The sequence below is a fragment of the Paenibacillus sp. N22P23 genome (genome assembly GCF_059383735.1).
On the sequence record NZ_JBXENT010000002.1, the window covers coordinates 110481 to 133258 of the forward strand.

20 protein-coding genes are annotated in these 22778 nt (G+C 49.3%); 10 read left to right on the forward strand and 10 right to left on the reverse strand.

Translation table 11 applies throughout. The features are described 5' to 3' along the window. Positions 1-4: 4 nt before the first annotated feature. Positions 5-1069, forward strand: coding sequence for an S-methyl-5-thioribose-1-phosphate isomerase (gene mtnA, locus AC506A_RS11290; RefSeq protein ID WP_495461110.1), 1065 nt, complete (start codon positions 5-7; stop codon positions 1067-1069). 82 nt (positions 1070-1151) lie between these two features. Here mtnA and AC506A_RS11295 read toward each other — a convergent pair whose 3' ends face one another. Beyond that, positions 1152-1457, reverse strand: a complete 306-nt coding sequence (locus tag AC506A_RS11295; protein WP_495461111.1) for a YunC family protein — start codon at positions 1455-1457, stop codon at positions 1152-1154. A 208-nt stretch (positions 1458-1665) separates the two neighbouring features. Between AC506A_RS11295 and AC506A_RS11300 the strand changes: the two genes are divergently transcribed. After that, positions 1666-2181, forward strand: coding sequence for a hypothetical protein (locus AC506A_RS11300; RefSeq protein ID WP_495461112.1), 516 nt, complete (start codon positions 1666-1668; stop codon positions 2179-2181). A gap of 36 nt (positions 2182-2217) precedes the next feature. Here the strand turns inward: AC506A_RS11300 and AC506A_RS11305 are convergent, their stop codons facing one another. Both AC506A_RS11305 and AC506A_RS11310 read right to left on the reverse strand, forming a co-directional pair. Beyond that, complete coding sequence (locus AC506A_RS11305; RefSeq protein WP_495461113.1) at positions 2218-4122, reverse strand: putative bifunctional diguanylate cyclase/phosphodiesterase; 1905 nt, start codon at positions 4120-4122, stop codon at positions 2218-2220. Positions 4123-4535: 413 nt separating this feature from the next. Beyond that, positions 4536-4916 (reverse strand): DUF423 domain-containing protein, encoded by a 381-nt coding sequence (locus tag AC506A_RS11310; protein WP_495461114.1) that lies wholly within the window; start codon positions 4914-4916, stop codon positions 4536-4538. Positions 4917-4996: 80 nt separating this feature from the next. Here AC506A_RS11310 and AC506A_RS11315 point away from each other — a divergent pair, with 80 nt between their 5' ends. Continuing rightward, positions 4997-5443: a hypothetical protein gene (locus AC506A_RS11315; protein ID WP_495461115.1), complete on the forward strand. Its 447-nt coding sequence runs from the start codon at positions 4997-4999 to the stop codon at positions 5441-5443. 58 nt (positions 5444-5501) lie between these two features. On the opposite strand, the gene AC506A_RS11320 is transcribed toward AC506A_RS11315, so the two are convergent. From AC506A_RS11320 to AC506A_RS11345, 6 genes are all read right to left on the reverse strand, one after another. Next, the gene (locus AC506A_RS11320) at positions 5502-6290 is read right to left on the reverse strand and encodes a phytanoyl-CoA dioxygenase family protein (RefSeq protein ID WP_495461116.1); all 789 of its coding nucleotides are present in this window, start codon (positions 6288-6290) and stop codon (positions 5502-5504) included. A gap of 66 nt (positions 6291-6356) precedes the next feature. After that, a complete protein-coding gene (locus AC506A_RS11325) occupies positions 6357-9122 on the reverse strand; it encodes an alpha-mannosidase (protein ID WP_495461117.1) in 2766 nt (921 codons plus the stop codon). A gap of 47 nt (positions 9123-9169) precedes the next feature. Continuing rightward, a complete protein-coding gene (locus tag AC506A_RS11330) occupies positions 9170-10060 on the reverse strand; it encodes a carbohydrate ABC transporter permease (RefSeq protein ID WP_495461118.1) in 891 nt (296 codons plus the stop codon). Between the two features lie 18 nt (positions 10061-10078). Further along, positions 10079-11035 carry a carbohydrate ABC transporter permease gene (locus AC506A_RS11335; RefSeq protein WP_495461119.1) on the reverse strand — a complete coding sequence of 319 codons (957 nt, stop codon included), beginning with the start codon at positions 11033-11035 and terminating at the stop codon, positions 10079-10081. Then, complete coding sequence (locus tag AC506A_RS11340) at positions 11032-12447, reverse strand: extracellular solute-binding protein (protein ID WP_495461120.1); 1416 nt, start codon at positions 12445-12447, stop codon at positions 11032-11034. The genes AC506A_RS11335 and AC506A_RS11340 overlap by 4 nt, the downstream gene beginning before the upstream one ends. A gap of 210 nt (positions 12448-12657) precedes the next feature. Continuing rightward, positions 12658-13833: a GntR family transcriptional regulator gene (locus AC506A_RS11345; protein WP_495461121.1), complete on the reverse strand. Its 1176-nt coding sequence runs from the start codon at positions 13831-13833 to the stop codon at positions 12658-12660. Positions 13834-14046: 213 nt separating this feature from the next. Here AC506A_RS11345 and AC506A_RS11350 point away from each other — a divergent pair, with 213 nt between their 5' ends. The 3 genes from AC506A_RS11350 (at position 14047) to yhbH (ending at position 17073) form a co-directional block, all read left to right on the forward strand. Then, on the forward strand, positions 14047-15279 hold the full coding sequence (locus tag AC506A_RS11350; RefSeq protein WP_495461122.1) for a DUF2157 domain-containing protein: 1233 nt from the start codon (positions 14047-14049) through the stop codon (positions 15277-15279). Then, positions 15272-15796, forward strand: coding sequence for a GDYXXLXY domain-containing protein (locus AC506A_RS11355; protein ID WP_495461123.1), 525 nt, complete (start codon positions 15272-15274; stop codon positions 15794-15796). The genes AC506A_RS11350 and AC506A_RS11355 overlap by 8 nt, the downstream gene beginning before the upstream one ends. A 116-nt stretch (positions 15797-15912) precedes the next feature. Beyond that, entirely contained in the window at positions 15913-17073 is a 1161-nt protein-coding gene (yhbH, locus tag AC506A_RS11360; RefSeq protein ID WP_495461124.1) for a sporulation protein YhbH, read from the forward strand. A 365-nt stretch (positions 17074-17438) separates the two neighbouring features. Here yhbH and AC506A_RS11365 read toward each other — a convergent pair whose 3' ends face one another. Further along, the gene (locus AC506A_RS11365) at positions 17439-18218 is read right to left on the reverse strand and encodes an SDR family oxidoreductase (RefSeq protein WP_495461125.1); all 780 of its coding nucleotides are present in this window, start codon (positions 18216-18218) and stop codon (positions 17439-17441) included. 369 nt (positions 18219-18587) lie between these two features. Between AC506A_RS11365 and AC506A_RS11370 the strand changes: the two genes are divergently transcribed. From AC506A_RS11370 to cyoC, 4 genes are all read left to right on the forward strand, one after another. Continuing rightward, positions 18588-18839, forward strand: a complete 252-nt coding sequence (locus AC506A_RS11370; protein ID WP_495461126.1) for a hypothetical protein — start codon at positions 18588-18590, stop codon at positions 18837-18839. 287 nt (positions 18840-19126) lie between these two features. Then, positions 19127-20161 carry a ubiquinol oxidase subunit II gene (gene cyoA, locus AC506A_RS11375; protein ID WP_495461127.1) on the forward strand — a complete coding sequence of 345 codons (1035 nt, stop codon included), beginning with the start codon at positions 19127-19129 and terminating at the stop codon, positions 20159-20161. A gap of 17 nt (positions 20162-20178) precedes the next feature. Continuing rightward, positions 20179-22149, forward strand: coding sequence for a cbb3-type cytochrome c oxidase subunit I (locus tag AC506A_RS11380; RefSeq protein WP_495461128.1), 1971 nt, complete (start codon positions 20179-20181; stop codon positions 22147-22149). Further along, a complete protein-coding gene (cyoC, locus tag AC506A_RS11385) occupies positions 22149-22778 on the forward strand; it encodes a cytochrome o ubiquinol oxidase subunit III (RefSeq protein WP_495461129.1) in 630 nt (209 codons plus the stop codon). The genes AC506A_RS11380 and cyoC overlap by 1 nt, the downstream gene beginning before the upstream one ends.

Here is a 22778-nt window from a genome sequence, read left to right on the forward strand (position 1 = left end):
TATTATGGAATCTACAACCAATCAAGCTTTGCAATCCGTCATTTGGGTCGGAACTCAGCTTGACCTGCTCGATCAACGGCTGTTGCCCGAAGAAATCGTCTATCTGCCGCTAGTGACAACGGAGGATGTCTGGGAAGCCATTCGTCATCTAAAGGTTCGCGGAGCTCCGGCCATCGGCATCGCAGCCGCATATGGCGTTGTTCTCGGCAGTCGCGATATCACGGATGGAATCACAGAATGGCTGCAAGTTGTGAAATCATCGGCTGCTCATCTCGCGACCTCGCGTCCGACAGCAGTAAACTTGTTCTGGGCGCTCGATCGGATGACAGCACGCGCAGAAGCGCTTGCTGCAAGCGGCGCAGACCTGTCCTCCTGCAAGGAATCGCTGCTTCAAGAAGCGATCACCATTCAAAGCGAGGATGAAGAAACGAACCGCCTAATCGGCGAGCATGCGCTTACGCTATTCCAAGACGGCATGGGCGTTCTAACCCATTGTAATGCCGGCGGATTAGCTACAGCCAAATACGGCACAGCACTTGCACCATTCTACCTGGCCCTGGAGCAAGGCATTAAGCTTCGTGTATTTGCGGATGAAACACGTCCTGTTCTGCAAGGAGCCCGCCTTACCGCATTCGAGCTTCAGCAAGCAGGCGTTGACGTTACGCTTATCTGCGATAACATGGCCGGCATGGTGATGAGCAAAGGCTGGATCGATGCCGTCATCGTCGGGACTGACCGCGTTGCAGCAAACGGCGACGTCGCGAACAAAATTGGCACATACAGCGTTGCTGTCCTTGCGAAGGCACATGGCATTCCGTTCTATGTGGCTTGTCCGCTGTCCACAATTGATTTGAACACGCCATCCGGCGCTGAAATTCCAATCGAAGAGCGCCATGAGAATGAAATTACCGAAGGTTTCGGCAAACGCACAGCTCCAGTCGGCGTGAAAGTCTATAATCCTGCTTTCGACATTACACCGAATGATTATGTGACGGCCATTATTACGGAGAAAGGCATTATTAAGCCACCGTATGATGTCAATCTTAAGAAACTGTTCCAAGCCGACTAGTCCACTTTAACGAAAAAAGGGTTGCCTCTGCGTCAGCGTAATCACGCTGCCAGAGGCAACCTTTTCTTATGTCTTGAATCATCTATACCATCAAGAGAAGCGCATCTGCGCCTTTCATGCCAACCGTAATACCGAGCGCTTCCGCACCTTCCGTGATGGACTCCAGCGGTGCAACCATTAGTTCTTCCAATGTCTTCACACCTACCGCACGGCCTGCAATGATGCCTCTATCTTTTAGCCGTTCGTTCAGAAGTGCAACATCAAGTGCACCGCACATGATGTATCCCTTATCTGTCGTCACAGCAAGCAGTGTTGTTTTAGGCAGAAGCACCTCAACGCCGAGCACGGTTACGCCCCCTTCAAGCGTGATGGGAACCATTCGCATCATCCGAACCACCTCCTTCCACCTTAGCAGATCGCAGACAACCTCAAGCAGAATTACTTCTTCACTATATGCTTTCTGGTGGCGTGAAGTGTTATCAGAATGCCTAGTGGGCAATCTCCTTTTTCCGGTCAAAAACGATCTGGTTAAGACTACATTTATTGATGCTTTAATGATATAGTTATAGTACTTTATGACGACATGGAGTGGCATAATGAACCTATCAGATAAACTTACAGCAAAACAGTCCTCCCACCTGTTTAATGTCGACATCCTTGTAGAAGGTGAAACCAACGCAATTGCAATGGAGAGACTGCTTCATGCGCTCAATCAATCCGGTTTCGCTGACTTCAGAATTAAATCCGGCATTGAATTGGGACGTCTCATTGAAGCTTTAGAAACAACCTCAGCAAGCAAGCAGAAGGACAAAGAAACGAAAGCGCCAAGAAACATTGCCAAACCAGATCCGATTGCTGCCCAATTGTCGCAACCTGCTGCACCAAAACAAGCCGCTGAGCTCGATTTAACTTTCGTAACAGACCGCATTAAAGCATGCATTGCAGAGAATCGCCTGATTCGATTAATGGTGAACAAGGGTTTTGGCGTAAAGCTGAACATCCCTTGCCGAATTATTAACCTTGATGAATCGTCCCAAATGATGACGGTTTATCATGTGGATGAGAAGCAGGTTTACTCGTTTAAACTCTACGAAATTGACGAGTTTATATAAGAAAAAGGAGCCTCCTGCGGAGAGCTCCTTTTTACATTAGATGGCTTGTTTCAAAATTTCCATGATCGCAGAGCCGCGTACCGGCGGACTCCATAAGAAACCCTGCATTTCATCACAGCTATGCTCCTGCAGAAACCGCTTCTGTTCCTCGGTCTCGACCCCTTCGGCTATGACTTGCAAGTTCAGGTTATGGGCCATCGCGATAATAGCCGCCACGATAGCGGCATCACTCGGATCTTGCTGGATATCCCTAACGAATGAGCGATCAATCTTTAGTCTTCCGATCGGCAAGTTTTTGAGATAATGGAAGGAACTGTACCCCGTCCCGAAATCATCGATGCTAATCGTCACGCCAAGCTTCGTGAGCTCCAGCAGGCAGCGAGAGGCATGAGTGACATCCATCGTCATCGTTTCTGTAATTTCCAGATCCAGATAACTGGCATCAAGACCTGTCTCACGCAAAATGTCCGCCACCTTCTGATGCAGATTTTGCTGCATGAATTGACGAATGGATAAATTGACAGATACCGGAATTTGGCGTAGCCCGGCAGCCTGCCACGCTTTATTTTGCCGACACGCCTCTCTCAGCACCCAGTCTCCGATCTGTACGATCAAGCCGTTCTCTTCGGCCAGCGCAATGAATTGTCCCGGCGGTACAAGTCCGCGCTCCGGATGTTCCCAACGAACGAGCGCTTCTACACCGACCATTTCACCGGTTCCCAGATGATACTGGGGTTGATAATGGAGAACAAACTGCTCCTTCTGGAGCGCGATCTTTAAATCATGCTCAAGCGCCAAGCGCTCTCGTGAACTATCATCCCATTCCTCGGAATAAAACAGATAGTCGTTCTTGCCGCTATCCTTCACCTTGGCAAGCGCGAGATCGGCCTTCTTCACAAGGAGACTGGCATCATCGCCTATGGTATGGTTGACGGCAATACCGATACTCGCCGTAATATGCAGCGGAAAACCTTGCAGTTCGAACGGCTCATCCAGCAGCAGCTTGAGCTCCTTTGCTTTCCGATCCAGCTCCTGCTCATCCCCGGCATAGGCGTATAGAATGGCGAATTCATCGCCTTCCATCCGCGCTGCTGCATCCATTTCGGTTAATCCGCGGGTAAGCCGCTCGGCCACTTGAAGCAGCAACATATCGCCAAACTCTCGGCCAAAGGAAGCATTGATCAGCTTAAAGCGATCAACATCCAGCTGGAAAATCGCCAGCTGCCCAACCTCACCTCGAACCCTTGCATCCGTCAGGCGGTCATCCAAAAGCCGCATAAAGGAATGGCGGTTCGGCAAACCTGTCATGTCATCATAGTTCGCCATATAACGGATTCGTTCCTGGACGCGATTGCGGTCGCTTACATCCTGGCTAATAATTAACATGCCAATACAGGCTCCGTCGCTAATAACAGGTGCAGTAATAATATTCAGTTTGAACGAATAGCCGGAAGAATGCTTAATATCGATGGTCATATCCTTGAGATCGCCTTCGAGCAATTGTCCAAACGCAGCTAAAACGGCTTCTTCGTTAGTCGAGTCAATCAATGGAAAGAACGATTTGCCAAGCAACTCATGCTCTTCATAGCCAAGAAGCCTGCTTGATGCAGCATTCATCTCCAAAAAATGCCCTTGCAGGTCAATGACAGCAAAAGCAATCGGACTATACGCAAGCAAAGATTCGACAATTGGCGTATGGATCGATTGAGCTTGGACAGCGCCTTTGCGCGTAAAGCTCACTTGCATAAAGCGGATTGCAATCATGAACATGCCTGCCACTGCTACAATTATAAGCCAAATCGCCCAATCATCCCGCCACACTCCGCCAATCAGCATGCCAACGATCGTACATAGGCATGCCATCCATATCGGGTTGCGAGCGCTTTCAAGTTGCCTTGAAGGCTTGGGCCGAATCGGAGATGTCTCCGCCTTTACGAGCACACTTCATCTTCCTTCCATTCGGCATGATCCGTCACATTTGTCTATTATAAACGATTTTGGTCAAAGCTGGATACTGCTTTTTCCCATATTAACGGGCTTTTTGCTGGAAAATAGTGGGTAGAGAGGTAATGCATATGTCGAAATTTGAGGGGGGATGAGTAATGTGTAGCTCTCAGAGCAACATATTTGCCGAAAACTGGTTCGGATATCGCGAATGAAGCACTACTAGAGAGCTATACGAGATCCAAATGTCGAATTTCTTGAATGTAGCCCACCTAGAGGTCCACATTGGAGCCGAAACAGCGAATTCACTGCATTCAGCTCACCAATGACAAGAGGCGACATCGCAAGTCGAATGCCATTACGGCATTCTTTCGCGAAGTCGCCTCGATTTTAAACCTATTGAATCAAATCTAGCTGCTCTTAGCTTTCCAGATGGAATATGCAGCCACACCCCAAGCCACGATAAGGGCAAGTCCGCCAAAAGGCGTTATAATGCCTAGCGGCTTGATGTCCGATAGACTAAGCGCATATAAACTTCCGGAAAACAGGAAAATACCGATATGCATCAAGCGGGCCGCCCAGCGGATGCCCCGTCCCTGTCCGATTCGTTCCGCAGCCAGTGCGATCAGGAATAGCCCGATGGCATGATACATATGATAGCGAACGCCGGTCTCAAACACATTGAGCATTTCATCGGTAAGACGGTCTTTCAAGGCGTGAGCGCCGAATGCGCCAAACGCAACGGCAAGTAACGCGTGGATTGCTCCGTATGCGCCATATTTGTTAAACATCTCATTCTCCATCCTTTCCAATGGCTGTAAAATACGTTAAACTGTACGATAGCAAATGATTGATAAAGGAGATCTAATCCATGAATGAAAACGGCAGCGAGAATCAATTCCCGCAAGACGGTTTTACTCCGATACCGGCAGCTTATGAGGAGCAGCCGCCAAAAACGCAATCCAAGCTTGGTATAGCTTCATTTATCATTGGACTCATCAGCATTATCGGCTTTATCGTCGCCATTATTCTTGCAACATCATTTATTATGAACCACAACTTTGCAGACAGCAACACTCTACAGCAGGAAATTGAGGCGAATATAGCAGATATCGATACATACGCGCCGATTATCGGGGCAGGCTTGCTGATCATCGGCTCGATGGGAGCAAGCATTGTAGGGTTGATCCTAGGCATCATCGGCGTCTGCGCCAAGAATAAACGCAAAGCTTTCTCTATCATTGGGATCGTCACAAACGGATTACTCCCCATCGGGTTTATCGGTTTATTCCTGATCGGTCTTGCTATGGGCGGCTAAATACAGGTAAAAACAAAGAGGAAGAGCGCGATCAACGCGGCTCTTCCTCTTTGTCATTTTAACCCTCAAATGGCGGAACTTCATACCCGCTTCCAAATGGTGCATCAGGGCGGTGGAATTCACCCATCAACGCGCGACGAAGCGGTGTTGTTTGTTCAAGGAACGCCTTCGAGTTCTGCAGCCTGTCGGATGCTCTCACCCAAGGCGGACTATAAATATAGTGCATCGTATACCGATCATAGTCGCCATCATGCGCATAGGTGCGATGCCATACCGCATTATGGAATACCAGCACTGAGCCTGCCGGAGCGCAAATAACATGGCCGATCGAAACATCGCCTTTCTCCTTGCGCAGCGCTTCAGGCATCGGAACCAAGCTGCGATGGCTGCCCGGAATAAGCTCCATATTCCCCATTCGCGGCTGCGTTTGATCGGTCAGAAGATAAGAAGCCCTCAGCTGCAATAATGGAATTTGCGGGAAGCTCAACTTCTTGAAATCATACGCGCCCGAGCCATCCTGATGCCAACCGCCCATACCGCCAAACGCAGGCTGCTTCGTATTCCAGCCGGATTGCATAATAAATCGGTCGCCGTACAGCCCTCTGATCTTAGGAAGCACTGCCGGGTGATCCATTAGCTGCTCCAGCGCCGGCTCTGTTTCATAGCCCCGTCCTACCTGTCCGAACCCTTCCGTATTGGCTGCTTGATGAACACGCCTCGAAGCTTCAAGACATTCCTGCACTTCTTCTGCGTTCAGCACATTCGGAATGACAAAATATCCCCATGATTCAAAAATAAAACGATCCGTTTCTGTTAATTCGCCTGGTGACACTACCGGATTCAACATCGAGCTATCGCTCCTTCGTTAAGTTAGAAATGGAATACAATCAATTATCATAACTATATGCTAGTCTTATGAGCCGAATGTCAGCCGGATCGTCTGAATGCGTTTGGCACCAAGCGAAATCGTGATAGCCTCATTCTTCACATGCAGGTCCGTGAAATCTGCAATCGGCTGCTCATCGAGCGAGACGGCTTCTGCCGCCTCGATTGGGCGATCGAACCGTACAACGGCTGTCTCCGCATTCTCCGACGCATTGAACAATCGAATCGTAACGCCATTCGCCAGCCGCTCTGCTTGCTGAAGCGCACTTATCCGGATAGAGCCATTGTCCACTTGGACGTAAGAATGGACTGCAGGCAGGTCGCGCTCCCGCTGCTGCAGCGATTCATAGCGAATGTCATCTCTTCGCACGGTTAACGACTGCAAGCCGGCGGCGAACTGCTCGCGTTCTGCCCATAGAGCCGGCAGCGATACCGACCGTGCATCGAACGGCCTGATGGCATATTCGAAGTTCATCTCGCACAGCAGCTGCCCGCCATCCCCACCGTCGCTCAGCACTTCCTTATCCGTGCTGCGGTATAACGTAAGTGCAGCTGTGCGCGCCTCGTCTTCTTTCATCGCCATCTCATAGAGCCCCTTCGAGTACAGCGCCAATCCCGTTGTATCATCTCGCAAGGCAACAATGCCGTTATACGGCGCATCACCTCGCGCTGTTTCCAAGTGAGCTGCGGCGTCGATCTGCTTTATCGAGCGCTTAACAAGATCAAACGGCGTGCTCGCATAATAATGATCTGTTTGAATCCCAGACGGGAAGAGCAGTTTCAGCCTATGGTTGCGTGCCGTATTGTTCACGATCGTTTTGCAACGAAGCACGGGATCATCTTTGCGCAGCTCCAGGTAGGTGCGAATCGCCAAGCTAGCTTTGTCATCACGCCGGCTTGTATCATCATGCGAAATGCCAGCCGGCACCATAAAGGTAATTTCTACACAAGCGATGCTGACCAACGGCCCGTCTGTAACCGTAGAAATCACAGCGCGGCAGCCAGCGGAATGAAAGATTGAATTATTAGTTGGCGCCACATAATTCCAGCCTTCACCGATATCAGCCGCATCTTCGAACAACAGCAGCCCATCATGAACCTTGCCGGTTTGCAGATCCTTCACTCGAATCGTGCCGTTCTCATTGACACGCATTTCAATAAGACCGTTATTCCACGTCGTCTCATTGACCTTCATCGTCCCCGGAAGACGACGAGGCTGCACGAGCGTTGTCATGCTGTACTCCCCGGGAGCAGGCACCGGAATAACCACTTTCTCAATCGCATAAGCAGCATAGCCGCAGGGCGGAATGCTCCCTTTGAAAGCCAGTTTGAGGCGATCCACCGTTTCCGCGCCCGGAATATCACGGTATTTGCGGATTCGTCTGACTTTATTTCGCGCGATCTCCACGACTTGGCAATCCAGCAATTGCCCGTTCGCATCTCGCAGCTGCAGGAAACTGCCGCCAAGCACGATGGATTTCAGCCCGCCGGCACTGTCGTGCGGGAGCTCCGCATCTACGATGATGACGCCTTCTCCGGCATCCTGAAGGGGATTATACACGACTAGAATATCAGAGCCGACAAGCCCGCTCGGATCGATATGGTTAGCAAAATAGTGCAGCTGCTCGTGATTCATTTGCTGCGCAATGAGGCGGCTTTGATCGAACCGATAGATCATGTCCCGATGGACCTGATCGATGGAACAGCCGCAGATAGAGTCATGCGGATGATTCTGCAGCAGAAATTGCCAAGCCTTCTCCAGAAAGACGCGCGGATAGGCCCTTCCCTCGAGCATCGCAAAGACACCCCATGGCTCGGCCCATTTCTCAAGCAGAAGCTCGCACTGCTGATTAAGCTGCTTCAAGTGGATACGGGACGACAACACGTTCACTAGCACCCAGTTATTGATCCCGTTATAGCCATTGGTTCGCTGTTCACCTTGATACAGCTTCAAGTTGCTGACTTTGCCGCGCAGCGCCTCCAAATATTGCTCCAGCGTGGCATGCATAAATTTGACGCCTTCAAGAGACTCCGCCTCGTTCAGCGTTTGCAGCAACCATGGCAGACGAGGCTCGATTTCAATATGATCCACGCCGTCCATGCCCATCATGATATCTGTCGTTGCCCGTTTGTTCTTATAAGCGAGCATCGACTTGGCCCGCTCGATAAGCTCCGGTTCCTCATAGCGGAACTCCCGGTCAACGAACGGCCAGCGCAGAAAAAAGTAGAAGTCGCCATAGGCTCGGTCTTCATCCAGCTTAAGTCCAAGTACCCGGCTGCCGTCTGCCCCTTCCCATTCCATCTCCGCCGGATCGGCATCACCGTGAAAGCCGCGGAACAACACGGCATTATCGATACCGAACCCGCGCAGCAGCTGCGGAAACTGGCTGTTATGGCCGAAAATATCTGGGATATACCCCGATTTAACGGGCTCTGTGCCAAGCTTGCGCGATTCCCGGAAGCCTGTCTGCAAATTACGAATAAGCGACTCCCCGCTGACCAGAAACTCATCTGGCATAACATACCAAGGCCCTACTCCTATTCGGGACTCCCTTATATATCGCGTCAGCTGCTCCCTGCGCTCCGGGCGGATGTCCAAATAATCGTCAATGACGATCGTCTGACCATCCATCAGAAAATAGCGATAGTCCGGATTCGCTTCCATCGTATCCAGCAGCTCGTCGATCATATAAACAAGTCTTGTGCGAAACCCTTGATAATCCTGATACCATTCCCGGTCCCAGTGGGTATGGGATACGACATAAACCGTTTTAATAGAAGATAACTTCGTCATGAGTTCCTCCTAAACAGACCTAATAGACGCTATTCCGCAGGGAAGCCCTAACCTTTTATCCCCGCCATCGCATACCCTTGAATGAAATTGCGTTGGAGCAGCAAATACACCAGAATCGGGGGCAGTACAACAATCGCAGTCAGAGCAAAGAAATCGGGATATTCCGGCACTTGGCCGCTTTGCATCATCGTCGTAAGCAAGCTGGTGACGCCAGTATTAATGACCTGAATGTTCGGATTGTTGATGGCCACAAGAGGCCACAAATAATCGTTCCAAATGGTAATAAACGTCGTAATGACAATGACTGCAAGGACAGCGCGAACCATCGGAAAATAGATGCCGAATATCGTCCAGAATACGCCGGCACCGTCAATTCGGGCTGCCTCCTCATATTCGAACGGAATGGACTCCATCGTTTGTTTCACAAGAAAAATGGCTGCAATGTTCACAATCCCGCTTCCGAGCAGCAGCGCTCCCCACGTATCGATCATGCCGTGACCGCCTTGCCCCAGCCAATCATTGCCCCCTAGTAAAGGAAAGCGGGCGAACAGCAAATACGTCGGGATGAGCGTCACCTGACTTGGAATCATCATCGAAGTCAAGAAGATGACAAACACCGTGTCGCGTCCTTTAAACCGAAGCTTGGTAAACACATAAGAAGCGATGAGCGACACCAAACAAGTAACCGCGATATAGTAAATACTTCTAAGCGCCGTGTTGATCAAATAACGGAAAATGAGTGAGTTTTGAAAGAGATTGACGTAGCGGTCCAAATTAATTTCTGTCGGGATCGGGAGCAGAATCGAGTCGTAATAATCCTTGTTCGAGCCGATGGAAGCCATCACCTGAAAGAGAAACGGATAGAACATGACGACACTTCCGACAATGAGCAGCAAGTAGATGGCGAAACTTTCAAGCTTGCTTCTTTCATTAACCATGTCTTAGCGTTCCTCCCTCTAGGTTTGGTTTCGCTGTGAAATGCGGTATTGAATCATCGTTAGCGTGAACGTGAACAACAGCACCATGACGGAGGAAGCACTGGCCATCCCCATATTGAAGGACTGGAAGGCATCCTGATAGATCCGATGCAAAATAATATTGGTATGGCCCTGAGGGCCTCCGTGAGTCAGCAGCTGCACCGGCTCGAAGATCTGAAAGCTTGCGATGATGCCCATTATGGCAATGTACATCGTTATCGGACGGAGCGATGGCAGCGTAACGTACAGCATGATTTTGAACCTCGAAGCCCCGTCAACCTTAGCAGCTTCATAAAGCGTCGTATCAATCCCTTGTAAGCCGGCCAGATAGATAATGACCGTTCCGCCGATACCCTTCCATATGGAAATGAGAATAAGCCAGAATGTCATCCAGAAGACGCTTTGCTGAAAGATAATCGGCTCCATCCCGAATCGTTCCATCACTTTGCGCGCTAAACCGGTAACCGGATCAAGAACCGCGTTCGCAATTTGAGCAACGACGGCAAAGGATACGAGGACAGGCAAATACCAAAGCGTTCGGTATAGGCCGACTGCCTTCACCTTCTGATTCAGCAGCAGCGCGATGAAGAATCCGATCGACATACAGCCAACCAGGATAAGCAGCCCGTACATGCCCGCATGCAGCAAGGTAAGTAAATAATCGCCGGTCGTAAAGAAGCGGTGAAAGTTATCAAGAGCCACCCACTTCGGCAGTCCGAGTACGCCATTCCATTCCGTAAAAGCCAAATAAATAACAAATAGAACTGGAAATAAAGAGAATACAGCGAAAAAAACAAACATAGGCGCAAGTAAGGAATAACCGATCACCCCGTCACGGTGACGGTTATAGAAAGGTCTCAGCCGCTGCATGATGGACGAGGAATTCTCCCCGGGCACCGCCCGGGGAGCTTCATTCTTCATCTGGTCCGTTCTCACTTCAACTGTTCCTCAGCTGTTTTCTGTGCATCCTTCAGTGCGTCCTCGATCGGTTTATCTGTTGTCAGCGTAATATCCTGCGCCTTATACCACGCTTCCCAAATTTGTGGACCGTTCTTCGGATAGACCGGAAGCGGAGCGCTTTGCTCGTTGGCTACGATATCGTTGAATATTTGAAGCTCAGGATAGGCTTTGAGCAGATCAGCATTCTTGCCTGCTTCCATATTAGCCGGAAGCCGGCCTGTCGCATTCGCTTCCAGCTCTTGATATTCTTTGCTTGCCAGAATCGTCAAGAACTCAATTGCCGCCTCAGGGTGTTTCGATTGCTTGAGCGCATAGAACAGCGTGTTCCCTACAATGACGTTTCCTGTATGGCCGGCTTCCGGCACCGGCAGCGGAGCGAAGCCGCAGTTTGCGCAGCCCATTTGCTTGCCCCATGCGATATGCCAAGGACCATTAACGGCGAAAGCCACTTTCCCGCTGTTCAGCAGGTTGAAGAATTGACCTTCATCCGTCATGGACGTGGAACCCGGAGGTGCTGTTTTGGAAAGCTCACGAAGGAATGTGAGTGCTTTGACGTTCTCCGGCGAATTGAAGGTCACCTGCGACCAATCCGCATTCGTGAAGTCTCCGCCTGCTTGGCGCATGAACGGTGCAAGGCGGAACGCTCCGCCAAGACCCATGTTCTGAACGATCGAGCCGAAGTATTCGCCTTTGCCTGCGGCTGTCGCTTTCTTGGACATATCGAGCCATTCATCCCATGTTTTCGGCGGTGTATTCGGATCAAGTCCGACCTTCGCCATAACATCCTTGTTATAAACAAGGCTGAATACGCCCGTCATCTGTGCTACAGCATATGGCTTGCCGTCATGCATGGCTGCTTTCATTGGGCCGGGAGCAAGCTGAGCAGCTACATCCTGAGGAACCTCCAGAAGGGCGCCAATACGCGCAAACTCCGGAATGAAGTCCTCACCATCTGCTACATCCGGCGGATTACCGCCCATTACGGCAACCATGATGGCTTGACGAAGCGTATCCGCCCAGCCTTTGTCGATATATTTAATCGTAATGCCTGGGAATTTCTCTTCCATTTTCTTCTGAATAAAATCATAAATCTTCGTTGCAGTCGGATCATTGGCTTCCGGCATCGCATTGGCCACGTTATGGCTCCAAACGGTTAATTCAAACGGCTCTGCTGCCGGAGCAGCTACCGCATTATTACTGCCGTCATTTTCAGACTCCGTCGACGTTGAAGCTGTATCGGAACTGGTTGTGTTGTTCGTTGTAGCTGCTGCGTTATTTTTGTTACCGCTTTCATTTTTATTGCCTGAATTGTCGGAACAAGCTGATAAAACGAGTGTCAACACCACGAAGATGGACAAGATCGAAGAAACCCATTTGCTCCCCTTCATTGACCCAAACCCCTCTCGCCTCTTAGATTGCTTGTGAACCAAACCAATTTCAAATCATGATGTCAGCGGACTGTCGGCTGCACCTCCTTAGATATGTATTATATGATATGTCGATATATTACTCCCAAAGAAAGTTTATTGTCAACGACTTCTTTTGTCGAAAAATTCCATAAAAAAAGAACTCTTCCACATGAAGAGTTCTGAAGGCGGTTATTGTTTGGCGCGAACCGTGCAGGCAGCCGTCGAAACGCTTGAAACGAGGTGAGGCTCAATCAACAGTTTCCGATATTTGTTCTCCTGTTGGTTCATTTTCCCCTTGTCATCCAGTAGTTCGAGCAGTTGCTCTGCCGCTAATCTGCCGACTGTTTCCTCGTGCTGATCGATATAGGTGAAGAAATCGAACTCGCGACTCGGCGATAAATTATCGAACGTCACAATGGAGACATCATTCGGCACTTCGAGTCCGAGATGACGGACGATACGGTACAAATGAAGCGCCATCGTACCGTTCAGCGTAATATACGCAGTCGCAAGACCGTTCTTCACATAACGGAAGAGCGGATGCTGCTCATCGAGCTCGTCCCTCTCGTAATCCACATAGAAATCGGTCAGCATCATGGCCGGATTGATCATTTCCCCGAGTTCTTTGAGCGCTTTCATATAACCGGACAGCCGCTGCTCAATTGAGGTCGTAGACAGTGGAACATCTGAGCAAATGGCAATATCCCGATGGCCGAGCTCGTAGAGATGATTGACAGCCAGTCTCGATGCCTCTACCCCGTCAGAGCCGATGAAATGCGTCTCGATCCCGGTCAAATACCGATCGATAATGACCAGCGGAAACCGCTCGAGCTTCAACCTTAGAATCTCTTCGTTATAGGTTTCTGCATCGACTGGGAAGATAATTAAGCCGGAAGCGCCCATGTACAGCAGTTCGCGGATGGCCGCGGCTTCACGGTCCTTGGAGTTTTCCGACAGCATGAGCACGAAATTGTAGCCGGATTGTTTCAAAGCCTTGGAAATGCCTTTATTCATTCTCATGGAGAAGAAATCGCTTATATTTGGCAAAATAAGTCCAATCACGTTACGGCTCTCTTCTTCCTCAATAGGCGGAATCGTACCAACGACGGAACCAGGCTGCGTCGTGTTTCGCAGCGACAGCGCCATTTCGTGGACATAACTGCCCTTACCTTGAATCCGGTTCAGCCAGCCTTCCTTGGTTAGTCCCGTCAGCGCGTTGGATACTGTAATTCGGCTCACCTCAAATTTCTCCATGAGCTCCTTCTCCGTAAAGATTTTATCGCCCGGCTTCCAAGCGCCTGTCTGAATTTGATTCTTAATAAAGTCTTGTATGACTTGATAGATCGGAATCCTTCCGTCTTGCATGTGAAAACCTCCAATCTGATCGGATAAATCACCGTACTAACTTGTATAGTTGTATTATAACCAATATGACATATTATGCAATAGTATTTCAATCCATGACATAGGTTTCCTATAACACCCAAGGCTTATCGCCGGTACCAGGTAAAGTTAGTACTATGTTTTGAAATATTGTTGACTATACTGAAAGTAAGAAGAGAGAAAGAGGTGCGGCAGATGAGCAGAAAATGGCTGCAGCAAGAGGGTCCATCTTGGACTCGGCAAGGTATCATCACCCCCGAACAATTACAACGCATTCTCGCTTGTTACCCGGAGCAGAAACGCGCCATCGGGATTATCCCTATACTAGGAAGCATCTTGGTCGGCCTTGGTATCCTCAGCTTCGTTGCAGCGAACTGGGGACAAATTCCGCAGCTGATGCGGCTCCTTATTATCGCGGTCATTATGGTTGGATTTTATGGAACCGGAGAAACCTTCCGTCGGCGAGATCATGAGAAGCTAGGTACGGCTCTTATCGGGCTTGGACTGCTTACCTTCGGAGCAGGCATCGTACTCACCGGTCAAATGTTTCATTTGCAAGCCTATGATGTAACCTCATTTATCGTTTGGGGAACGGTCGGCGTGCTGCTCACTTATCTCGTGAAGAGCCGCTATCTATTCCTGCTAAGTTTGCTGATCTTCACTGGTCTACAATGGTACAATTCGACAGAATTCAACCATTTCAGTTACGCAGCACTTGCGATCATGATGCTCGGACTGGGCTATTACTGGCTGAAGCGTCCCAATACACTGCTTGCCTGGTGTCTTGCTGCCAGTTTTACGATTCAGAGCATCCTTCTTGTCACCGTGAATGAATGGGCCTTCTCATGGTTCTTCATACCGATCTGGCTGCTGTACAGCATCATGGATTGGACAAAAGAACGTAAATCCGTTTATCCGTTTCAAGCGATCCCGCTCGTTGCGGCATTTGTACACAACTTGTTTATCGTGCTGTTCTGGAACGACAGTAACGATTCATCCTTCTTAAAGGATCTTTCCGCACAGCCTATTTGGTTCAACCTTGCGCTTGTCGTTCTGCTTGGCATATCGCTTGCCGGCAAATATCGAAATCACCGCCTCATGTCGAGCCCGGATTGGCTGCTGGCCCTCCCGTTCTTCTACCTGACTCAAGGCGCCGATGCCGCTTATTTGATCGTATTGTTCGCTTTCTCCCTGTACTTGCTGTGGAGAGGTTATGCCGAAGAATGGGCCGTCAAAATCAACCTCGGCACGCTGCTGTTTCTTACGAGTACGATGGCGGCTTATGGTAAGCTCGCATGGGATTTTATGGACAAATCCATCTTTTTCATCTTAGGCGGCATCATCTTGCTTGCTCTTAGCTGGTTCTTGAATCGCCGTAAGAAACAATTTCTGGTTGAGCTCCATGAGGAGGAGAAGCCTAATGACTGAGTTAAAACGAGGCCGCAAAGTTTGGCTGATCATTCTCATTGCGGTTCAACTGCTCTTCCTTGGCGGCATCGCCTGCTTTCATTACTCAGCGCTGTGGGTCGGCAAGGAAATCACGCTTCGCACCGTTCCGGTTGACCCCCGCGATCAGCTTTATGGCGATTATGTGCAGCTCAATTATGCGATTAACAACGCTTCTTGGTCCGCATGGAAAGAAACAGGCGACAAGGCTGATAGTGGCGATACGGTGTATGTGCTGCTTGCGCAAGATGGAAACTCATCTACGTACGAAATCAAAAGCATATATGACAGCAAGCCAGCTCGCGGCACAGGTGAGGTCGTGCTGAAAGGGCGCGTGCAGTATACCACAGACGACACGCTCCGGATTACCTATGGACTTGAGCAATATTATGTGGAAGAGAACACGGGCAAAGAGCTGGAGCAGCGTGCAGGTAACCTCATCGTACATGTAAAAGTAGCTCCATGGGGCAGTGCTATAATTGAAAGAATTCAGCCCTAGACTGCCAGATTGCTAGATATGGGCCAATATTGCCTCACATAACCGTCCGAGACTTGAATAGAATGAATAACAATAAGAATCTTTCAAGCTTAATCGGTATGGGGAGGTGCCCAGGCATGGCAGAAAATGAAGGTACGCTTTACACCGTGTCGCGTGAAGACTGGTCACTGCATCGCAAAGGACATCAAGATCAAGCACGTCACCAGCAAAAAGTGCGTGAAGCGATAAAACAAAATTTACCCGACCTCGTCTCGGAAGAAAACATTGTCATGTCCGACGGGAAGCATGTCATCAAAGTTCCGATCCGCAGCCTTGATGAATATCGCTTCGTCTATAACTTCAACAAAAACAAGCATGTCGGCCAAGGCGATGGCGACAGCCAAGTCGGCGACGTGCTCGGTGTTGACCCCGCTTCTGCCCAGAAAGGCGGCAAGGGCGAGAATGCCGGCGATCAGCCGGGAGATGACATCGTGGAGGCTGAGATCAGCCTCGCTGAGCTTGAGACGATGCTCTTCGAGGAGCTGGAGCTGCCGTTCCTGAAACAGAAGGATCGCGATCAGCTGGAGACCAAAGAAATCCGCTTCAACGATATACGTAAGAAAGGGATCATGTCCAACATCGACAAGAAACGGACGATCCTCGAGAACCTGAAACGGAATGCAACGAGCGGTGTGCCTGGCATTCACGGCATTTCGCCGGATGACCTGCGTTATAAGACGTGGGAGGAAATCATTAAACCGCAGTCTAATGCGGTGATTTTGGCCATGATGGACACGAGTGGATCGATGGGTTCCTTTGAGAAATACGTCGCCCGCAGCTTCTTCTTCTGGATGACCCGCTTCCTGCGGCATCAATATGAGAATGTGGAGATCGTGTTTATCGCGCATCACACCGAGGCCAAAGAAGTTACGGAGGAAGAGTTTTTCACCCGCGGCGAGAGCGGCGGCACGATCTGTTCTTCCGCCTACATTAAAGCAATCGATATTATCGACAGCCGCTTCCCTCCGACGCTCTACAATATATATCCGTTCCACTTCTCAGACGGTGACAATCTTACAAGCGACAACGAGCGCTGCGTGAAGCTAATTGGCGAGCTGCTCAAACGGGCGAACTTGTTCGGCTATGGTGAGGTTAACCAGTACAACCGCTCCAGTACGCTCATGTCGGCTTATAAGCATATCAATTTGCCTAATTTCATGCACTACGTCATCCGCGAGAAAGGCGAAGTGTACAACGCACTGAAGTCGTTCTTCCGTAAACGGGAAGTGCTCGTTTGAATTAGTGGCTGCCTGCAAAAGCGTACTTGTCGCTTTTGCGGCAGCCTCTTTTATTGGGCAGCTACAAGCCATTAGTTGCTCTCTTAGAGCCAACTTTAAATCTGTAACGGTTGTGACAGTGGTTATATGGCCTAAAAAGTCTGTTTTTATTTTCTTACGGTTGCCAAAGAGCTTATTTGGACATTTTCCGGTATAAATCAACCATTATTCTGCAAATAACGATGCTCACAACCGTTAGCATTTTATAAGTCGTTCATTTCAATAAATAGCCACGCTGACAACCGTTAAAGAATCAATAGCAATAACCTAAAAAGGAACCGTCCGTTTTTGTAAACGGCGGGTTCCTCTACAATCTGTCGATTGGTTTACTTTGGTGCTCTCAGCATGTTATCCACGGACTTGCTGAGTAGGCCGAAAATAAACTTCGGTGCGATCCGGCTCATGAGCTTTAAAGTGTTGCTTTGCCCAGGCCGAATTTCGAAATGATCCCGCTCCATCCCCCGAATTGCAGTCCTTACCATTGCGGACACGCTCATCGCCTTCGATCCCGCCATATCTTCCGCCTCGAACGCATTCACCAGCGGAGTCTCTGTCAACGGAGGCGCCAGTTCAAACACCTTTACTTTCGTATTCTTGAGCTGCGCCCTTAGCGATTGGGTATACGAATGAAGCCCTGCTTTTGTCGCGCAATATACGGGCGAGATTGGCAGCGGGACGAATGCCAAGCCTGAGGTGACATTCATGATCGCAGCCGAATCTTGCGTTTTCAGATGGCTCAAGAATTGTTTCACCATTCGGATTGGCCCGCTCAGATTCGTTTCGATCTCGCGGTTAAGATCTTCCAGATCAATCTCCTGATCATGCAGATTAATCCTGCGCATGAGTCCCGCATTATTGATCAGCACGTTGAGTTTAGGGAATTGCTTCACCACGGTTTCAAAGAGTGCTGCAATGGCTTGCGGATCCCCCGCATCACTTTGCAACGTATGTACGGTCGGCAGCTTTTTCTTCGCTTCATCCAGCCTTGCTTGATCCCGTCCCGTTATGATGACGGTATTCCCTAGCTCAAGCAGTTGAACTGCCAATTCGAAGCCTATTCCAGATGTGCCTCCTGTAATTAGAATCGTGTTCCCGCTCATTTTCATTCGGTTTCGCCTGTCCTTTCATAACTCTCTATTTTTGACACGATAGTACGACAAAACTTATCAAAATCTATAATGGGAAACAAATAGAACGCAATAATCACATCATAATCCCTAGCCAGCGTTCGGTCCGTTTTTCCCTATATGGTGAAGCGGTAGAGAATATATCTCTTCGCTTTTTTGCGAGGTATGCAATTCATATTTCCTCCCTCCAGCCATTCATTTTACGCGACTACCTTTCATATTTCCAGATGTGTCCGATTTTTGATAAAACAATGAACAAAGTATGAACAAAAGAAGCAAATTGTGTTATATTGGAGATAATTAATTTTTGGATCCATTCATTCTCTCCGAGGAAGTGAATACTACGATATGGCTAATATGGCAGTAAAGCAGCAGACTGAGCGGGACGGGAAATCGTTGTTTTTCGCAATGAAGATCGCTGCGTGGACGGCACTTTGTGTTGGTCTCTTTCTATGTCTGTACAATATCAATGACTTTAGCGACAGTAACGCCGCCTTGATGTCAGGTGTAGGCTTCATGGTAGGCAGCGTGTTTATCTACATTATTGGTACGGCGATGAGCCTAGTGCTCAAGCGCAGCTCCGAATCCGGATCGGAGTAAGACATAAAGATCAACATCTAGTTTGCTGGAATTATCGTTCAGCAACCCCAAATAAGAGGACTGTTTCCATTCAACTGGAAGCAGTCCTCTTCTTCTTTGTCCAATTAAGTCGAACCGTTGAACAGATTATTACAGAAATAAGTCGTTCTCTTGACGCCTTTGTTAACAGCACACACACGGCGCGCAGAACGTGATACTATTTTTTTGAAAAGGTAGTGAATGAAATCACAAACTATTCGCTTATGAGAATCTCGGTGAGCTTAAAGGTAAGTTAGGAGATGAGAGAAATGAAAATTGCAAAGATCATCCGAAGGTTTGCAGGACTCGCTACGATGGCGGGCATTGCAGTGATGACCTCGGGCTGTCAGTCGATCGCCGTTTTCGACCCTAAGGGCCCGATTGGAGCCCAGCAGCGTGACTTAATTTACTTCACCATGCTGCTTTGCCTAATCGTGATGGTGCCCGTGCTGCTGCTAGCGGCATGGATCGTATGGCGCTACCGCGACAAGAAGGATAACAAAGCGTCTTATCAGCCAAAGTGGGAACACAGCACGAAGCTGGAAACCATTTGGTGGGGCATTCCGATAGTAGTTATTGTAGTGCTGGCAATTGTAACGGCACGCTACACCTACAACTTGGATCCGGCTAAGCCGCTTGAATCCGATGTAAAGCCGATTACCATACAAGTAACTTCGCTCGACTGGAAATGGCTGTTCCAATATCCGGAGCAAGGCATTGCGACTGTCAATTATCTGGTCATACCGGAAGACACGCCGATCAAGTTCGAATTAACCTCTGACGGGCCGATGAACTCCTTCTGGGTCCCTCAGCTTGGCGGGATGATCTACACGATGTCCGGTATGTTGACGACGCTGCACCTGCAGGCTGACGAATTAGGTGAATTTATGGGAAGCGGCGCTAATTTCTCAGGACGCGAATTTGCCAAGATGTCCTTCACCGTCAAATCCGTTTCGCAGGATGATTTCGATAAATGGGAAAAACAAGCGGCAGCAAGCGGCAACGCGCTGACAGAGGAAGGTTATCAGAAGCTCGCGAAACCAGGTACATCCGGTCAAGTCACGTATGCCTCGATTCCCGAAGGGCTTTACCATCGGATCGTGCACGATTATTCCATGAATCGCGGCGCACCGGCAGGTATGGGTCAGAAAGCGAGAACGTTAAGCGATGAGCATGCACTGGGTACAGATGGGGAACCGTCAACCGAGGAAAAGCCGTCAACCGATTCGAAATCTCCAACCGATAAAGCTCCGCAAAATAACCATTCCGACCACGACATGTCTGGGATGGACATGAACGAATAATGAAAGGAGGCAGTACCATGTTTGATAAAATCAAATCATTCGTTTCGTGGTTCTTCGTTACCGGCGACCCGCTGATTTATGGAGCGGATATCGCGATCACGCTAACTGCGCTTTCGATTATATGCGTATTAACGTATTTCAAGAAATGGACCTGGCTTTGGCGCGAGTGGCTGACTACTGTCGATCATAAGAAAGTCGGTATTATGTATATCATCGCCTCATTGCTCATGCTGTTCCGCGGCGGTGTCGATGCCTTAATGATGCGGACCCAGCTTGCTTTTCCGGAAATGAAGTTTCTGACGCCGGAACATTATAACGAGGTGTTTACGACACACGGCGTAATTATGGTTCTCTTCATGGCGATGCCGCTCATGTTCGGTTTATTCAATATCGCCGTTCCGCTGCAATTGGGGGCGCGCGACGTCGCATTTCCATTCTTGAATTCCCTTAGCTTCTGGTTATTCTTCATGGGTGCTATGCTGTTCAACATGTCTTTTGTCATCGGCGGCTCTCCGAATGCGGGATGGCTGTCTTACCCTCCGCTTTCGGAGATGACCGGCAGTCCCGGAGTTGGGCAAGACTTCTACATCTGGGGCATTCAGATTTCCGGTATCGGTTCACTGATGACGGGGATCAACTTCATCGTAACGATTGTCAAGATGCGTGCTCCGGGCATGACCTGGTCGAAACTACCGATCTTCACCTGGTCCGTGCTTTCAAGCTGTATCACCATCATTCTTGCATTCCCAGTATTGACTGTGACGCTTGCTCTCCTGTTCTTGGACCGCTACTTAGGCGCACATTTCTTCACGATGGACGGCGGTGGCAACGCCATGATGTACATTAACTTAATTTGGATGTGGGGACATCCGGAGGTTTATATCGTTATCCTGCCTGCATTCGGGATATTCTCCGAAATTGTAGCGACGTTCTCGAAGAAACGGTTATTCGGTTACGCCTCGATGGTATTTGCCATGATGAGCATCAGCCTGATGTCGTTCTTCACTTGGCTCCATCACTTCTTCACGATGGGCTCGGGGGCGAACGTAAATATCTTCTTTGCCATAACAACGATGATTATCGCAATCCCAACAGGCGTGAAAATCTTCAACTGGCTGTTTACGATGTTCCGCGGCCGAATTCGATTCAGTACACCTATGCTGTGGACCATCGCGTTTATCCCCTGTTTCGTTGCAGGTGGAATGACCGGGGTCATGCTGTCGGTAGCCCCGGCAGATTTTCAGTTCCATAACAGCTACTTCCTGATCGCCCACTTCCACCAAGTCTTTATTGGCGGGGTTGCCTTCGGATACTTCGCCGGTCTTTACTACTGGTGGCCTAAAATGTTCGGCTTCAAGCTGAACGAGAAAATCGGAAAATGGGCGTTCTGGATTTGGAACATCGGATTCTATGTCTGCTTTATGCCGCAGTACTTCCTGGGACTTGACGGTATGACTCGCCGCGTCAACACCTACACGTGGGACAGCGGCTGGTGGCCGCTCAACTTCACGTCGACAATCGGCGGATTCTTGATGGGTCTGGGTTTCCTCTTCCAAGTGTGGCAAATCGCACACAGCATTAAGTTTATGGAGAAGGATACGACCGGCGATCCATGGAATGCTCGAACGCTGGAGTGGTCCATTCCTTCACCGGCGCCACTTTATAACTTTGCAATTACACCTACAGTTTCGGATAGAGACGAATGGTGGGAAGAGAAAGAGCGCATCGCTGCCGGTCAAGCACCAAAAGCAACACCGCCGCTCAAGCCGATTCATATGCCGCGGAACTCGGCAATCCCATTCATTCAATCGATCTTCTGGTTTATGATCGGCTTCGGTCTAGTCTTCCATTGGCTCTGGATCGCTATCCCAGGCTTCGTCGGAGTTGCTGCAACAATGTTCGCGCACTCGTTCAATTACAAAACGGATTATTATATCGAAGTGGATGAAATCAAACGCACGGAAGCTGCGGCAAGGGGGACTGTGTAATGTCGACGAATCACGCTAACCATCCGCATTCGCACGCTCTTGCCCACGAGGCAGGTCATGATGGGCATCATGATCTGGAAGAGCTTCGAAAATTCGGATTCTGGATTTTCCTTATAACGGATTGTATTCTGTTCTCGGTGTTATTCGCCACTTATCTTGTCCTGCACCATAGCACGGCTGGAGGACCAGACGCTAAAGAAATTTTTGAAATGCCTGGCGTTATCGTCGAAACCTTTATTCTATTAACGAGCAGTTTCACAAGCGGTCTGGCGGTTCTGGCTATGAATGCAGGCAACCGTAAAGCATTGATTGGCTGGCTGGTGGTTACTGTTCTACTCGGCGCCTGCTTTATCGGGCTAGAAGTGAGCGAATTTGTGAAGCTCGTTCATGAAGGTCATACCATTAGCACAAGCGCATTTTTGTCAGCATTCTTCACGCTCGTCGGAACACACGGGCTGCACGTAACCGTAGGTATCTTCTGGATTACGGGCATCATTATTCAACTTACAAGGCACGGTATAACACCGGTCACTAAGCGTAAAGTAACGATTACGAGCCTGTACTGGCATTTTCTAGATGTGGTTTGGATCTTCGTATTCACGATCGTCTACCTGATGGGGGTGATGTGA

Excerpts from the sequence above, each read along its gene's own strand:
- AC506A_RS11325 (WP_495461117.1), bottom strand. The coding sequence starts at position 9,122 with ATGACGAAGTTATCTTCTATTAAAACGGTTTATGTCGTATCCCATACC.
- AC506A_RS11310 (WP_495461114.1), bottom strand. The coding sequence starts at position 4,916 with ATGTTTAACAAATATGGCGCATACGGAGCAATCCACGCGTTACTTGCC.
- AC506A_RS11300 (WP_495461112.1), top strand. The coding sequence starts at position 1,666 with ATGAACCTATCAGATAAACTTACAGCAAAACAGTCCTCCCACCTGTTT.
- cyoC (WP_495461129.1), top strand. The coding sequence starts at position 22,149 with ATGTCGACGAATCACGCTAACCATCCGCATTCGCACGCTCTTGCCCAC.
- AC506A_RS11330 (WP_495461118.1), bottom strand. The coding sequence starts at position 10,060 with ATGGTTAATGAAAGAAGCAAGCTTGAAAGTTTCGCCATCTACTTGCTG.
- AC506A_RS11350 (WP_495461122.1), top strand. The coding sequence starts at position 14,047 with ATGAGCAGAAAATGGCTGCAGCAAGAGGGTCCATCTTGGACTCGGCAA.
- AC506A_RS11295 (WP_495461111.1), bottom strand. The coding sequence starts at position 1,457 with ATGATGCGAATGGTTCCCATCACGCTTGAAGGGGGCGTAACCGTGCTC.
- mtnA (WP_495461110.1), top strand. The coding sequence starts at position 5 with ATGGAATCTACAACCAATCAAGCTTTGCAATCCGTCATTTGGGTCGGA.
- AC506A_RS11365 (WP_495461125.1), bottom strand. The coding sequence starts at position 18,218 with ATGAAAATGAGCGGGAACACGATTCTAATTACAGGAGGCACATCTGGA.
- AC506A_RS11380 (WP_495461128.1), top strand. The coding sequence starts at position 20,179 with ATGTTTGATAAAATCAAATCATTCGTTTCGTGGTTCTTCGTTACCGGC.
- AC506A_RS11345 (WP_495461121.1), bottom strand. The coding sequence starts at position 13,833 with ATGCAAGACGGAAGGATTCCGATCTATCAAGTCATACAAGACTTTATT.
- AC506A_RS11315 (WP_495461115.1), top strand. The coding sequence starts at position 4,997 with ATGAATGAAAACGGCAGCGAGAATCAATTCCCGCAAGACGGTTTTACT.
- yhbH (WP_495461124.1), top strand. The coding sequence starts at position 15,913 with ATGGCAGAAAATGAAGGTACGCTTTACACCGTGTCGCGTGAAGACTGG.
- cyoA (WP_495461127.1), top strand. The coding sequence starts at position 19,127 with ATGAAAATTGCAAAGATCATCCGAAGGTTTGCAGGACTCGCTACGATG.
- AC506A_RS11340 (WP_495461120.1), bottom strand. The coding sequence starts at position 12,447 with ATGAAGGGGAGCAAATGGGTTTCTTCGATCTTGTCCATCTTCGTGGTG.
- AC506A_RS11320 (WP_495461116.1), bottom strand. The coding sequence starts at position 6,290 with ATGTTGAATCCGGTAGTGTCACCAGGCGAATTAACAGAAACGGATCGT.
- AC506A_RS11355 (WP_495461123.1), top strand. The coding sequence starts at position 15,272 with ATGACTGAGTTAAAACGAGGCCGCAAAGTTTGGCTGATCATTCTCATT.
- AC506A_RS11370 (WP_495461126.1), top strand. The coding sequence starts at position 18,588 with ATGGCTAATATGGCAGTAAAGCAGCAGACTGAGCGGGACGGGAAATCG.